Source organism: Vagococcus sp. CY52-2, assembly GCF_022655055.1.
Taxonomy (GTDB): Bacteria; Bacillota; Bacilli; order Lactobacillales; family Vagococcaceae; genus Vagococcus.
In genome coordinates, this window is sequence record NZ_CP093384.1 from 1,726,906 (window position 1) to 1,741,788 (window position 14,883).

The following is a 14,883-nucleotide window of genomic DNA, read 5'->3' on the forward strand; positions in this document are numbered from 1 at the left end:
GTAAGTGACGAAAGTATCTGAACTTAAAGATATGGAAAAGATTATAGTGTTAGATTTTGGTAGCCAGTACAATCAATTAATTACGCGACGTATTCGTGAATTGGGTGTATTCTCAGAATTATTGAGCCACAAAATCACTGCAGCAGAAATCAAAGAAATTGCTCCTAAGGGAATTGTTTTCTCTGGTGGGCCAAATAGTGTCTATGATGAAGGAAGTTTTAACATTGATCCAGAAATATTTGAATTAGGGATTCCTATTTTAGGTATTTGTTACGGTATGCAATTAATGACACATAAATTAGGTGGCGTTGTATCTGAAGCTAACAGCCGTGAGTACGGTAAAGCTATGTTGTCTTTAACAACTGAATCAACTTTATTTGATTCTTTACCAAAAGAACAACAAGTTTGGATGAGTCATGGTGATTTAGTGACAGAAGTTCCTGAAGGATTTACTGTTACAGCGACAAGTGAAAACTGCCCAATCTCCGCTATGGAAAATCATGCGAAAAAAATGTATGCTGTTCAGTTCCATCCAGAAGTTCGTCATTCAATCAATGGTAATGACATGCTACGTCAATTTGCTTTTGACATCTGTGGATGTAAAGGGGATTGGTCAATGGATAGCTTTATCGATATTGAAACTGCTAAAATCCGCGAACAAGTTGGCGATAAAAAAGTCTTACTTGCTTTATCAGGTGGGGTTGATTCAAGTGTTGTTGGGGTATTATTACAACGCGCGATTGGGGATCAATTAACTTGTATCTTTGTTGATCATGGTCTATTACGTAAAGGTGAAGCAGAACAAGTAATGGAAAGTTTAGGTGGAAAATTTGGCTTAAATATCATTAAAGTGGATGCAAAAGATCGCTTCTTGGATAAATTAAAGGGTGTATCTGACCCTGAACAAAAACGTAAAATCATCGGTAATGAATTTATCTACTTATTTGATGATGAAGCAGCAAAACTTGATGGGATTGAATTCTTAGCTCAAGGAACACTTTATACAGATGTTATCGAAAGTGGAACTGACACAGCTGAAGTGATTAAATCACATCATAACGTTGGTGGACTTCCTGAGGATATGGCGTTCAAATTAATTGAACCATTAAACACATTATTTAAAGACGAAGTTCGTGCCTTAGGTACTGAACTTGGCATGCCTGACTCAATTGTATGGCGTCAACCATTCCCAGGTCCTGGTTTAGGAATCCGTGTCTTAGGCGAAATTACTGAAGAAAAATTAGAAATCGTGCGTGAAAGTGACGCTATCTTACGTGAAGAAATCGCAAATGCTGGTTTAGATCGTGACATTTGGCAATACTTTACTGTTTTACCAGGTATCCGTTCTGTTGGGGTTATGGGAGACGGTCGTACTTATGACTACACTATCGGTATCCGCGCGATTACATCTATTGATGGTATGACTGCTGACTTTGCTCGTATTGATTGGGACTTACTACAAAAAATCTCAGTACGTATCGTAAATGAAGTCGATCACGTTAACCGTATCGTGTATGATATTACAAGTAAACCACCTGCAACTGTAGAGTGGGAATAAAATTGTTATTTTATATAACAATAAATACTTACACATAGCTTATACATCAACATCTATAAAAATAAAACCGTCATATATTTATACCTATTTTCATAATATGGCATTAACTTTTTATCATTTATTGGGGAACAAACTGAAACACTTACCTTAAGTTGGTAGGTGTTTTTGTTTATAAAAAATACCATCTAAATTAATAGATGGTATCAAAATAAATTATATTATTATCTTTCATATAGATAAAAAGTTACATTTAAATTATATTTTTAACATAATAAATTTTTCTATGTATCTTCATAAATTGTTTTTGCTTATCACTCATTTTGATTTGCATGTCTTTGTGTATCCCTAGTGAATCATAGTGTTCTTCTTTTATTTTACTTGATATTAATACATTACCATCATCATCAAAACTTATCAAGTATTTATCAAATAACTTATCATGGTTAGCACATAATAAAAGTATATTATTAATATCTCCTCTTATATTATATCCAAATTTAGTAATAATTTCTTTTTTGTCAGAATCCCTCCAAGGAATAATATGAGAAGCTATCAATAGTTCAGGATAATTTATTTCACATAATTGACAGCTTCTAAATTTTTTTAAAATTGCATTTCTTACTACGTCCTGACCTACTCTCGAATTAATTTTTCTTTCGATAGTGCCTGTTGTATATATAGATTCGGTTTCTTCCACATAATCTTCAAAAAGAAGCTCATTTCGTATATCACTATTCGAGTCCCTACCATTGCTTTCTAAAAAATTAACCCAAGATTCTGGAGCATATTTTTGACTATTTTCTATACCTATGGTTAAAGAGTTTAACCATTCTCTTGTAACTATTGTCGTCGAATCTATTGTAAATAAAAATTTATAATTATCAATAACACCATTTCCAGATTGGATTTTTATATTTTTGCAAACCTCTTCCAATTTTTTATTTTTAACAAAAGGATACGCAATCCCCATATATCTATAGTTACGACCTTTATCACCAATTTTTTCAAAATAAAAACATGGGAATATTTTTATCAAGTTACCAGAATATACCTGTTCAAATAATCCTTTCACATTTATATTACCTTTATGCTTAGTTTCTGAATAGTGTTTATTAGCTACTCTTTGATCACCATAATAAGTTAACACACTATTAGAAATATCAAACTTATCGGGATATTCATGGAAATTAGCTGGGTTACTTAGTAAAACAATATATGCTATTTCTTTGTCCTGATTTACTTTCGACCTCATTCCTCCCGAATTACCTACTCCTAATAGACGAGTAATGGGATCATCTCCGACATGTCCTTTGTTTCCTCCTTGATAGATAAATCCAGGAATTAATGAAGCAGTAGATAATTCATTAAAATGTATTGTGTTTTTCATATTTAAATCTCCAAACTATATAGTTTCTACCAAGAATCTTCTAACATTTATACTAAGGTTTTAAATATTAAAATTTGTTTTATAATCTATAATATCTTAGAAAAATTACTAACTATTTTTATCTACACTTCAGTATACAATTTCCTTATTTAAAACTCCATAAAACAAGTAGTAATATTAATTTTTTTAAATAAGAGAATCAATATAACACTATATAATAATTATAAAAAATAAAGGAAGAGAAAAAATTTTTTCTCTTCCTTTATACTTACATAACACTTTATTAACCTAAATTCTCACCATTTGTCATAATAACTTGTTTGTACCAATCAAATGATTTTTTCTTAGAACGATTTAGTGTCCCATTGCCTTCATCATCTAAGTCAACATAGATAAATCCATAACGTTTACTCATCTCACCTGTTGATACTGATACTAAATCAATACAGCCCCACGGAGTATATCCCATTACATCCACACCATCTTTAAGTGCTCGACCAATTGCTTCAATATGATCTCTTAAGTAAGAGATATGGTAATCATCTGCTACATAGCCATTTTCTGTATTTTTTTGAAAACGATACCAACGCTTATTCTTCGTTTTAAATACGCCAATTGTAAAATTAAGCTAGACAACTAAAAAATCCTTTGTGATACACTCGAGTTGTATTTCTGACCAAAGAAAACAAGGAAAGTGATTACAAATGACCTATACACATATTACTACAGACGAACTCGTTTTAATAGAATCATATTACTATCAAAATAAGAAAGTAATATTCGTTGCTAAACAATTGAAACAATCTAGACAGACTATTTATAATGTCTATAACGCATTAAACGATGGGTTATCTATTCTTGATTATTATCAACGATACAAAACAAATAAAAAAATTGCGATAGACGGTCTACCTATTTACCTGATAACGAAAAAGAATATATCCAAAAGAAAGTGGTTCAAAGTTGGACCCCAGATGTGGTTGTTGGTCGTACTGAGTTTCCTATTTCTTGTTCTGTTCGTACTCTTTATCATTTATTTAAAAGAGGCGATTTTGATGTCTCTTCTTTACCAATGAGAGGTAAAAGAAAAATCAATGGACATAAAGAAAAAAAGGGAAACAAGCCTTTAGAAGAACCATTCATCATCGAAATAAGAAATATGATGACTTTAAAAATGAATTTGGTCACCTTGAAGGTGACACGATTGTTGGAAAAAATTATAAAAGTGCTATTATCACACTAGTTGAGAGACTATCAAAAGTTATTATTACTTTGAAACCAGCAGGTAGACAAGCCATAGATATTGAAAATTGCTTAAATGAATGGTTTCAAAAAATTCCTAAGCACTTGTTTAAATCTATTACATTTGATTGTGGTAAAGAATTTTCTAATTGGAAATCAATTAGTAATTCGAATGATATTGATATCTATTTTGCTGATCCTGACCCTCCTCCCAAAGAGGTTTAAACGAACATTCTAATGGGTTACTACATCAAGATGGATTACCTAAGAAAATGGATTTCAATGAAGTTGATGTTACACTCATTCATTCTATTGCTTCAAGAAGAAATAATATTCCTAGAAAATCATTACACTATAAAATACCGTTAGAAGTCTTTTTGAGTTATATGAATATATGATATTTTGTCTAGCTTAATTTGACAAATGAAAATATAAAAAAATCCTCTGACTTTTTGCCAGAGGATTCAATCATTCATTTAAACACCTTCGTAAGCATCTATAATAATTTGTTTTAATTCACTTACTAGTGGTTCTTTTGGATTCGCTGTAGTACATTGATCTTCAAAGGCTAATTCTGCCATATGATCAACTGTTGAATCTAATACTTCTTGCGTTACACCTTGTGATTTCAGACTCATATCAATACCCACACTCTTACCTAAGTCAATAATCGCTTGAACTAAGCTATCAACTAATTCTTGTGTTGTGTTTCCTTTGAGTCCTAAAATGCGTGCAATGTCTGCATAATCTTCATCTGCTTTAAAGTACTCATATTTAGGGAACGTTGCATGTTTTACGGGTTTTGTCGCATTGTATGTCACAATATGTGGTAATAAAATCGCATTCGTACGTCCATGGGGAATATTGTACTCTCCACCAATTTTGTGAGCAATAGAGTGACAAATTCCTAAGAAAGCATTGGCAAACGCCATTCCCGCTAAAGCCGAAGCATTATGCATTTTTTCTCTTGCATCAAAATCTTGTGTTTTCACAGATGTTTCTAAGTTTTCAAAGACTAATTTAATAGCTTCGATACTTAAGCCACGAGAATAATCTGATGCCATAACTGATACATATGATTCTAACGCATGAGTTAACACGTCCATTCCAGTATCTGCTGCGATTGCTTTTGGAACGGATATTACAAATTGTGGATCAATAATCGCAACGTCTGGTGTTAAGGCATAATCTGCTAATGGATATTTCACATGCGTGTCACTATCTGTAATAACCGCAAACGGTGTTACTTCCGCACCAGTACCTGATGTTGTTGGAATACAGACTAATTGTGATTTAACAGCTTTAGGGAATTTGTAGATACGTTTACGAATATCTAAGAATTTTTGTTTTGCGCCAAAGAATTCTGCATCTGGATGTTCATAGAATAACCACATACCTTTAGCCGCATCAATCGCTGATCCTCCACCAAGTGCGATGATTGTATCTGGTTGGAAATCAACAATTTGTTCTGTACCTTTATAAACAGTATTGGTTGAAGGATTTGGCTCAACTTCAGAGAAGATTCTCACGGATACATCATTGTCACGACTATTCAGCATACGTGTTACTAAGTCTGCATAACCTAATTTAACCATACCAGGGTCACATACTAAGAATACACGTTCAACGTTGTCCATAGAGCGTAGATATTGTAATGAATTTTTCTCAAAGAATATTCTTGAAGGTAATCTGAACCATTGCATATTTTTTCTCCTTCTTGCTAGTGTTTTGACGTTAATTAAATTGACAGCAGAAACGTTTCTAGATGTTGAGTTTTTACCTTGAGATCCACAACCTAATGTTAATGAAGGAATCATTTCGTTATAGATATCTCCAATACCACCTAAAGCTGCTGGTGTATTAACTAAGATACGGTTAGCTCTCATACGCATACCAAATGCTAATTCAACTTCTAAGTCAGTCGTATGAATACTTGCTGTATGTCCTAAACCAAACTCTAACATATTCTCACATAGTACAAAGGCATCTTCTTGCGATTTTGCTTTCACTATTGCTAAAACAGGTGATAATTTTTCAAGAGATAATGGATATTTAGCTCCTGTCCCTTCTAATTCAGCAATTAATACTTGTGTTTTTTCAGGAACTTTAATACCTGCTAATTTGGCAATTTCAGTTGCTGGTTTACCCACAATTGCTGCATTAACAGCCGTTTTTGTTTCATTCATTACCACATCTTCTAATTGTGATAATTCACTTGATTTAACAAAATAAACATGATGACGTTTGAATTCTTCTTTTACTTCATCATAAATTTCTTTATCAACAATCACACCTTGTTCAGTCGCACAAATCATTCCATTATCAAATGATTTTGATAATACTAAGTCTTGTACTGAACGGCGGATGTTGGCTGTTTTTTCTAAGTATGCTGGTGTGTTACCTGGTCCAACTCCTAATGCTGGTTTTCCAGTTGAATAAGCAACCTTCACCATACCACTACCACCTGTTGCTAAAACAATAGCCACATCTGGATGATTCATTAGCGCATTTGTTCCTTCTAAGGAAGGTGTATCAATCCATTGAATACAATTTTCAGGAGCCCCTGCTGCTATTGCCGCATCTCTTACAACTTTTGCCGCTGCTGCAGATGATTTTTGTGCACTTGGATGGAAAGCAAAGACGATTGGATTTCGTGTTTTAATAGCAATTAATGATTTAAAGATAGTTGTAGAAGTTGGATTCGTTGTTGGTGTCACACCACAAATAATACCCACTGGTTCGGCAATTTCAATTAATTCAGATTGTAAATCTTCAGAAATCACACCAACTGTTTTGTCATCTTTGATGTCATTCCAAATACTTTCTGAAGCAAACATATTTTTGATTGCTTTATCTTCAAAAACACCTCTGCCTGTTTCTTCCACAGCTAATTTAGCAAGTGGCATATGTTGATCCATCGCTGCAATTGCCATTTTTTGAACGATAGTATCGACTTTTTCTTGGTCAAAAGCCATCATCTCTTTCAAAGCAACTTTAGCATTCACTACTAACTTATCTACTTGAGTAATAATTGTGTTCTCTGTCTTTTTTTCAGAAACCATGAATCTTCCTCCTATCATTTGTTTGCGTTTTCATTTACATTTATAGTTTATTAAATTTCACAAAGATGTAGGTAGGACTTTTTTAAGATGTTTTTGGATTTTTTAAATCAACACAATAAATATTACATTTTCGTGTGGTATAATAAAGATAATTACAACATTTTATATTGTGTCACTCTGAAAGTTTGTGAAACCATTTATTAAAGGAGTGTTATTTATGTGCTATATGATGATTGTTACGAATGACAAGAAAGTTAACGCTAAAATAAAAGATTTAGTGAATACCTATTTTATTAATGTTTTTTTACTACCTGATTCAACTTCTTATGACGATGCCATCCGTGTGACTAATAACTACTTTCCCGAAATTATTCTCTTAGATATTACTCTAAAAGATGCTAATCCATTCGATTTACAAAAAAAATTACAAACTATCCGTCCAAATTGTCGTTTTATCACTATCGACCATGAAGAAAATTTTTCTCATATCAAACAGTCCGTGCAATTAGGTTCTCTTGACTATTTAACCTTTCCATTTAACGAACAAGAAACCCTAGAATCTATCCATCGGGCAATTATCTCCTTAAACCAGATTTCTTTATTGGGCAAATCAACTAAAGACCGAGTATCGACAAATAATGATATGACCTATTCCATGATTGATTATATCCATACAAATTACCAAAATCAACTGACACTAGATAAATTAGCTGACTATCTTCATTTGAACAAGTACTATGTCTCTAATCTTTTCAAAAAAGAAACTGGAATGACATTCAATAATTACTTAACAGACTATCGTATTGAACAAGCCAAAGTATTATTAAAAGAATCCACTGATTTACTAGCTGACATTAGCCATCAAGTCGGGTATAGTGATCCTGCGTACTTTAGTCGTATTTTTAAAAAGAAAACAAACATGTCACCTATTAGCTATCGGCAATTATATTACGGGGATACTAGACCTATTGTCTCTATGATGAATTAAAAAAAGATGGTTCCCAAAAGCGGGATCCATCTTTTTATACTAAAACCATTTCAACAAATTTAGGTGTCAACACTCTAAAATCATCAATTATTTTGTCAGCTTTTGATTGATCAATTGGATCATATTCAGGATTTGAAAAAGCCAGACAATACATCTCCGCATGTTTAGCTGCTAAAATCCCATTAGTTGAATCTTCTACAACAATGCATTTATCTGGAGTCACTCCAAATTCCTTAGCTGTTTCTAAAAATATTTTAGGATTAGGCTTTGAAGCACCCACTTCTTCGGCTGATTTTATTAAAGAAAAATAGTCTTTTATTCCTAGTTGAGTCAAATGTTCTAAAATCAGGTTTTTACCAGTTGATGAGGCAACTGCCATAGGGACATTCCCCTCTTTTAATCCTTTTAATATCTCTAAAACACCAGATATCAACTCTACTGGTTCTGTTTCAAATAGATATTCTAAAGACTCTTTACCTTGGACTTTTAACTCATCGACACTTTTGGATAAATCAAAATCAGATTTTATCCCACTCCAAATGTTTGTCTGAGTCATCCCACAATATTTTCTAAAATCTCTGATACTGGCTTTTTTCCCAAAAGATTCGACCACACGTTGTTCACTCTTCATGTAAAACTTCTCTGAATCAATCAATACACCATCCATATCAAAAATAACTAATCGATTATCCGTCATCGTCTTCCTCCTAGTGATTACTCAATAGAATACTTATCATACAAACTAAACCAATCATCTCTAAAATCTTCGACTGCTTGATCAACAGATGCCAGGTTCAATCCATTATCTAATACATCTGTTCCAATTGTGACAGCATGAGCGCCTGAATAAATAGCCGAATTCACCTGTAACACATTTTTAAAACTAGCAGCTAAAATTTTTGTTGATGATTGACTTGTTTTAATAACCTCACTTAATTCTAACAAGACTTCACTAGATTGAACACCTAAATTTTCCATGCGATTATAGTAAGGAGCGATATAATCCACCCCCACATTAATCGCCATAATTCCTTGAAAGGTTGAATAAATAGCTGTAGCAGTCACACCTATTTCCATTTTTTTCAACTCTTTCATCACTTTTAATCCATCCAAGGTTGTTGGAACTTTTATATAAATATCTGAATCAATCTCCCTAATCAATGCCTTAGCATCTGTCATCATCTCTTCATATGTTTTTCCTATCACTTGAACATGCAACGTTTTATCAAAACCTATTACTTGTCGAATGGCTTTCATATGTTGATAGAAGTCTACTCGACCTTCCTTTTTAACAATAGATGGATTGGATGTTACCCCATCAATTTCTAAACAATCATTATACAAACGAATGGTTTCAAGATTAATTGTATCTAATAAAAATTCCATTTAATAACCACCTTTTTTATTGAATTGAAATAATTGTGCCAATACTAATCATTGGTAATTCTTTTTCTTCAACATAAAGTGTTCCCGGTAATTCCGCTTCTGTTGATCCATCAAATTTGATGGTGATATGACCTAAATCTGAGAGATTTTTTTTCACAACATCTCCTACAGCTGTAATGGCATAAGTATTGTCATCAAAACTCACTGTCATACCTTTTTCAATATCTTTTTCGATGTTTTTTACTTCAATGTTAAAGCAATAATCTGATAATGTACTTGGGGCATTTTCACCAAATAAGATAATCATGTTTTCTGATTTAAACATTTCTGCTTCGCTACCAATGTTAATTACGTTTGTTTCAAATACTTTTTCCATTTAAAAAATCTCCCTAATCATTTAAAAATTTTATTGATATAATCCAAAACTTGCTAACCATGCTACTACAACACGAGGAACACCATTTAAGAATCGTGAATACAATACTGATGGCACACCAACTTCTACTGTTTCAGCTTCTGCTTCTTCTAATCCTAATCCTACTGGAATAAAGTCACATGCATTTTGTGTGTTAATGGCAAATAATGCAGGTAATGCTAATTGTGGTGGAATATTTCCACGACCAATTTCAACACCAATTAATGTTCCGATAACTTGACTGATAACAGCACCAGGTCCAAGTAATGGAGATAAGAATGGTAATGAACAAATAAATCCAATCACCATCAAACCAATTGCATTCCCTGCAAGTGGTGACATAATTTTAGCAAACCAATCACCCACACCTGATCCTTGGATAATTCCGATTAATAATGACACAAATGCCATAAATGGAATCACCGTATTAATCATTGTTTGAACACCTTCACGAGCTGATTGGTTAAAGGTTGCTACGACTTTACCAGCTCCCATACCGATTTTAGCAATAAAACTTTGTTGTTCAGCACGTTGTTCAGTGATTTTTTTATCTGTGCTGTATTTGTATTCTTTTTTCGGCTCTTCTGCCTTAACAGTAACCGTTGCATTTTCTTTGGCATCTACTAGTTCAATTTGGTTGACACCAACAGCAGAAACATAGATTGATTCCGTAATATATTGTGCTAATGGACCACTTTTTCCAGTTGGAACAATGTTAATCGTTGGAATATCTTTTTTAGGATAAATCCCACATCTTAATGTTCCACCACAATCAATAATAGCTAAAGCGATTTCAGAATCAGGAATAGATGTTTTAAAACCGTTCACTGCTTCCATACCTGTTAATTCAACAATTTTATCGACGATAGCAGGTTTTTCTCCCCCACCAGTGATATAAATAAATTTATGTTTTTCTTCAGTTGGTGTAATAATAAGTGGACCACCAAATCCCCCACTACCTTTTGTTACTTTTATACTTTTATATGACATCGTTAATCCCTCTTTTCCTAGTTTGCTAATGTATCAACTGTTTTGCTTAATGTAATGCCTTGTTGTTTACAAACAAAAGCTGTTGTGTAGTCAGTTACCCAACCGCCGATGAAGTTCATCACAATCCCTACTAACATATAACGAATGGCTAATTCCATTGTGTTTAATCCTAATTGTTCAATTCCTGATGCAATCCCTAACCAAACGAATAATTCACCTGGGTTAATATGAGGAAAAACACCGTTACTTGTGTGGCAAAATTGTGCTTGTGCTGCATAATAACTTGGTTTATAGTATTCAGGTAAAAAACGTGCCATTGTAAATGACATTGGATTACCTAACATAAATGCTGAGATAAACGGTAATAATAAATAACGAGTAAATGGATTTTTAGCAGATACTTTGGCTACCTTGACCACACGTTCTTCCCCTAGAAAAGCAATTAACGTATTCATTAACACCATTAACATTAAAACAACTGGTACAATCCCTGACATCCAACTAATGAAGGTTTGAGCTCCTGTTTGGAACAATCCCATAAATCCTTCAGCAAACTGTGTAACATATTCCATTATTAAACACCTCTTTTTAATTTTATTTGAATTTTTTCTTTAAATAAATTCGCCTGTATCTTAGCTAACACAAATGGTGATACTGGCTTTTCTTCTACATAATTGCCTTCTTCAACACGAATATATATTTCTCTAGCATTGACAATTGCTTGTCTCATCAATTTGTTTTCTTGTTGAACTAACTCATGATCTAATACAAGAGAGGTGATAAATTGTCCATTGAATTGTGGCATTTGTTTAAATTTTGCCATTACCGTAACCCCTTGCATTTTAACTGATTCAATGATTTCCCCTTCTCTTGAAACAGCAAACATAACAATTGTTCCTGCTTTAAACTTTCCAGCTCGGCGACCAATAGCAACTTTACCTTTTTTTCTTAATTGTTGATATGTTTCATTAAAATGTTTGATTTGTTTCATACCAAATGCTATTTGAAGCAAATACGCTCCAATACCAAATGCGCCTAATACTATCATGAAATTCATTTATACAACCTCTTTCCATAACCAGTCATAAAATTCTTCTGAACTATTTAATTCATATAATTCTTTAGACTTTTCTTTATCTGATGTGATTCTTAACATGTTATCGTATAATTGCAATAATTCCGCTTCTACATTTCCGGTCATTTCTTGTGGTATACCGACCATAAAAATAAATCGTATATCATCATTATCTTCACTGCATTTATTCCCTAAAACCCCTAAATGAAACACAATTCGATGATTTCCTTTATTCAAAGCATGAGGAAACGCAATCCCATTACCAAATACTGTGGTTTGTTTGTTTTCTCTCTCGATAATTCGTTCCTCGAACTGATCGTCTACTTGGCCTTTATCGCTTAGTACTTGAATCATTTGCGACAATTGCTTTTTATAAGTAGAGGCTTTTTCCATATGTGTAAAAGAAAAATCAACATGTTCGAAGTGAAGCTGATTCATCTTATTGACGCGTCGCCATTCGGAGTGCAACCATTCATCATTGAATAAGTTGGTAATCCGAATTAACGGTATTTTTTCGTCAATATCTTTTAAGGGAATCGTTGTAAATACAGCAAAATAATGAGTTAAATCTATTTCTTGATACTCTGTTTCTGTATAGGTTTCTAACTTGATGTGACTACCTAAGACTTGATTAATTTGTTGCTTCATTAAATTAGCTGTTCCTTTACCTGTATTGCAAACAATCGCAATCTTTTTATCTTGAGGACGATTTTTTTTCATCATCAATTCAAAATAAACAGCTAAATAACTAATTTCTGCCTCAGAAGATTGTCTACCAATTACTTCTTCAATCTTTTCCATGGCAACTTTTGCTACTTCATAAGCAAACGGGTATTTTTTCTCTAACTCTCCGTAAAAATAATCATAATTATCAATACGAAAAATCAAGCGATTTAATAAATACAACAAATGAAAACGCATCTCTGTATACAGTTCTTCTTCTTCAAACTCGACACTCATCAAGTTAGAAACATGTCGCATCATTTGGTCAAAAATTTCTCTGATAAACGGCTCATTCATATAGACTTTCTCAACAGCACCTGTATTACTGATATTTAAAGGAAAGCTAATAAAATCAATATCATACTGACTCAATGTTATTTCATACAATGATTCTATTTGATAAATTAACTGATCAAATGACTCATCACGCCACTGGTAATTTGTGTAGTGAGGAATCGGCTTATCCAACTGGTGATGATGGTGAATACGCCAAAGAGTAATCTCCAAAACTTTCTTCCAAGTGTTGACACTATTCGTTGGTATGTTATTTTCCAAAGAATAGGTTGTCATATACGATGATATATCAGGAATATAGTAGTGACTTGGGTAATAATCATACACATGGTGCAGATACAATAAACGAAGATCAAACTCATTTCCTTCAATTTTTAACCCTTTATTTGGTGTTCCTGAAATAAAAACACTAAATTTAGCAATCACTTTTTTTATTTCTTTTAAATCTCTTGTGACTGTCCCGCGACTCGTTTCAAGTTCTTCAGCTAAATCATCAATTAATAGATATTCATTACTTTCAATTAATCGTTTTAAGATATAAGCCACTCTTTTTTTCACAGAGTTAAAATCTGTTTCTTTTTTTAACTCACCATTCATAATTTGTTCAAATGCAGTATAGTCTAGTATTTCTAACAAATAGTACTCATTGATTTTATTGATTTTAACAACTGAATCTAGTTGTCCATTCAACAAATTTATTTCTTTTTTTAATGTTGGTAAACTAATCCCTACAATATCTCTTAGTTCCGTTTCTTTTATTTTTTCATATGAAACCAATACATTTAAAATGTCATACCATGTATCAATCTGAGCCAAGTGAACCCCTCACTTCTTTATCCTCTTGTTTTACCTCCAGCAACATTAGTGGTTACCCCTGTAACATAACTTGCTCTGTCAGACATGAAGTAACATACTAAATCTGCTACTTCAGATAATTTTCCACTTCGGCCTAGTGGAATGGTGCTTGTTTTACTATAACCAGCTCTTAACTCATCTACTGTAATATTTCTTGTGTAAGCTAATGCTGTTTCATAAGATAATGTTCTTAATCCTGTTTCTTCCATAATCCCTGGTGCAATACCGACAACACGCACACCTTGTTTTCCAAGTTCTTTTGACCAAGAACGAGTAAAACTATTCACTGCGGCTTTTGTTGCAGCATAACAACTTTGTCCTTCTGATCCTTCTAATCCGCTTTCAGATGACATATTAATAATCACGCCTGATTGTTTTGCAACTAAAATACGACCAACAGCTTGACTCATTAAGTAAACCCCTTTTTGGTTTACTGCAACCATTTTGTCAAAAATCGCGTCTGATAGTTCATAATCACTATGTGATTCTTTTGCATCAACTAACAATCTAGGAATATTAATTCCTGCATTGTTCACCAAACAGTCTACTGTTCCAAATGTTTCCACTACTTTATCTACTGCAGACTCAACTTGTTCTCTGTTTGACACATCTACTGGTAAAAATAACAAGTTTTCATGTTTTTCTTTACCTTCAGATAAATCAAAATTAGCTACTTTAACATCTTCATCTAATAACGCTTTCACAATTGCTGCACCAATACCTGAAGATCCCCCTGTAACAATTGCTACTTTTCCCATTGTGTTTAACCATTGACTCATCTTTACCACTCCTACTTCTTTGATAAATAAAGTATAGAACGATTTTTTAAATAAATTAATACAACATTTTTTTCACAAAAATAAAATAGTCGATATTAATTTATACAAGACAATAAGAAAGATAGCTTT

General features: G+C 32.9%; 12 protein-coding genes and 2 pseudogenes. 3 read left to right on the forward strand and 11 right to left on the reverse strand.

The features are described from left to right. Positions 1 to 31 precede the first annotated feature (31 nt). Positions 32 to 1,558 (forward strand): glutamine-hydrolyzing GMP synthase, encoded by a 1,527-nt coding sequence (gene guaA / locus MN187_RS08325; RefSeq protein WP_199500917.1) that lies wholly within the window; start codon positions 32 to 34, stop codon positions 1,556 to 1,558. 250 nt (positions 1,559 to 1,808) lie between these two features. Here the strand turns inward: guaA and MN187_RS08330 are convergent, their stop codons facing one another. Both MN187_RS08330 and MN187_RS08335 read right to left on the reverse strand, forming a co-directional pair. Then, entirely contained in the window at positions 1,809 to 2,945 is a 1,137-nt protein-coding gene (locus tag MN187_RS08330) for an HNH endonuclease (RefSeq protein WP_242093806.1), read from the reverse strand. Positions 2,946 to 3,228: 283 nt separating this feature from the next. Beyond that, positions 3,229 to 3,507 (reverse strand): annotated as a pseudogene (locus MN187_RS08335) (family 1 glycosylhydrolase); the annotation flags it as partial. A 142-nt stretch (positions 3,508 to 3,649) separates the two neighbouring features. Between MN187_RS08335 and MN187_RS08340 the strand changes: the two are divergent. After that, positions 3,650 to 4,607, forward strand: a pseudogene (locus MN187_RS08340) (IS30 family transposase). Between the two features lie 56 nt (positions 4,608 to 4,663). Here the strand turns inward: MN187_RS08340 and adhE are convergent. After that, positions 4,664 to 7,249, reverse strand: a complete 2,586-nt coding sequence (gene adhE, locus MN187_RS08345; protein ID WP_242093809.1) for a bifunctional acetaldehyde-CoA/alcohol dehydrogenase — start codon at positions 7,247 to 7,249, stop codon at positions 4,664 to 4,666. Positions 7,250 to 7,466: 217 nt separating this feature from the next. Here adhE and MN187_RS08350 point away from each other — a divergent pair, with 217 nt between their 5' ends. Further along, positions 7,467 to 8,237 carry an AraC family transcriptional regulator gene (locus MN187_RS08350; RefSeq protein WP_242093811.1) on the forward strand — a complete coding sequence of 257 codons (771 nt, stop codon included), beginning with the start codon at positions 7,467 to 7,469 and terminating at the stop codon, positions 8,235 to 8,237. Positions 8,238 to 8,271: 34 nt separating this feature from the next. On the opposite strand, the gene MN187_RS08355 is transcribed toward MN187_RS08350, so the two are convergent. Genes MN187_RS08355 through MN187_RS08390 form a run of 8 tightly spaced genes read right to left on the reverse strand, consistent with a single transcriptional unit; the run spans position 8,272 to position 14,754 of the window. Continuing rightward, positions 8,272 to 8,934 (reverse strand): HAD family hydrolase, encoded by a 663-nt coding sequence (locus MN187_RS08355; protein ID WP_242093813.1) that lies wholly within the window; start codon positions 8,932 to 8,934, stop codon positions 8,272 to 8,274. A gap of 17 nt (positions 8,935 to 8,951) precedes the next feature. Continuing rightward, a complete protein-coding gene (locus tag MN187_RS08360) occupies positions 8,952 to 9,623 on the reverse strand; it encodes a fructose-6-phosphate aldolase (RefSeq protein ID WP_242093815.1) in 672 nt (223 codons plus the stop codon). A gap of 16 nt (positions 9,624 to 9,639) precedes the next feature. After that, a complete protein-coding gene (locus tag MN187_RS08365; protein WP_242093817.1) occupies positions 9,640 to 9,999 on the reverse strand; it encodes a PTS glucitol/sorbitol transporter subunit IIA in 360 nt (119 codons plus the stop codon). 30 nt (positions 10,000 to 10,029) lie between these two features. Next, on the reverse strand, positions 10,030 to 11,028 hold the full coding sequence (srlE, locus tag MN187_RS08370) for a PTS glucitol/sorbitol transporter subunit IIB (protein ID WP_242093819.1): 999 nt from the start codon (positions 11,026 to 11,028) through the stop codon (positions 10,030 to 10,032). Between the two features lie 17 nt (positions 11,029 to 11,045). Then, positions 11,046 to 11,600, reverse strand: a complete 555-nt coding sequence (gene srlA / locus MN187_RS08375; RefSeq protein WP_125957396.1) for a PTS glucitol/sorbitol transporter subunit IIC — start codon at positions 11,598 to 11,600, stop codon at positions 11,046 to 11,048. Positions 11,601 to 11,602: 2 nt separating this feature from the next. Next, a complete protein-coding gene (locus MN187_RS08380; protein ID WP_242093821.1) occupies positions 11,603 to 12,085 on the reverse strand; it encodes a transcriptional regulator GutM in 483 nt (160 codons plus the stop codon). Further along, positions 12,086 to 13,936, reverse strand: coding sequence for a BglG family transcription antiterminator (locus MN187_RS08385; protein ID WP_242093824.1), 1,851 nt, complete (start codon positions 13,934 to 13,936; stop codon positions 12,086 to 12,088). It lies immediately after the preceding gene. A gap of 17 nt (positions 13,937 to 13,953) precedes the next feature. Then, on the reverse strand, positions 13,954 to 14,754 hold the full coding sequence (locus MN187_RS08390) for an SDR family oxidoreductase (protein WP_242093825.1): 801 nt from the start codon (positions 14,752 to 14,754) through the stop codon (positions 13,954 to 13,956). Positions 14,755 to 14,883: the final 129 nt, after the last annotated feature.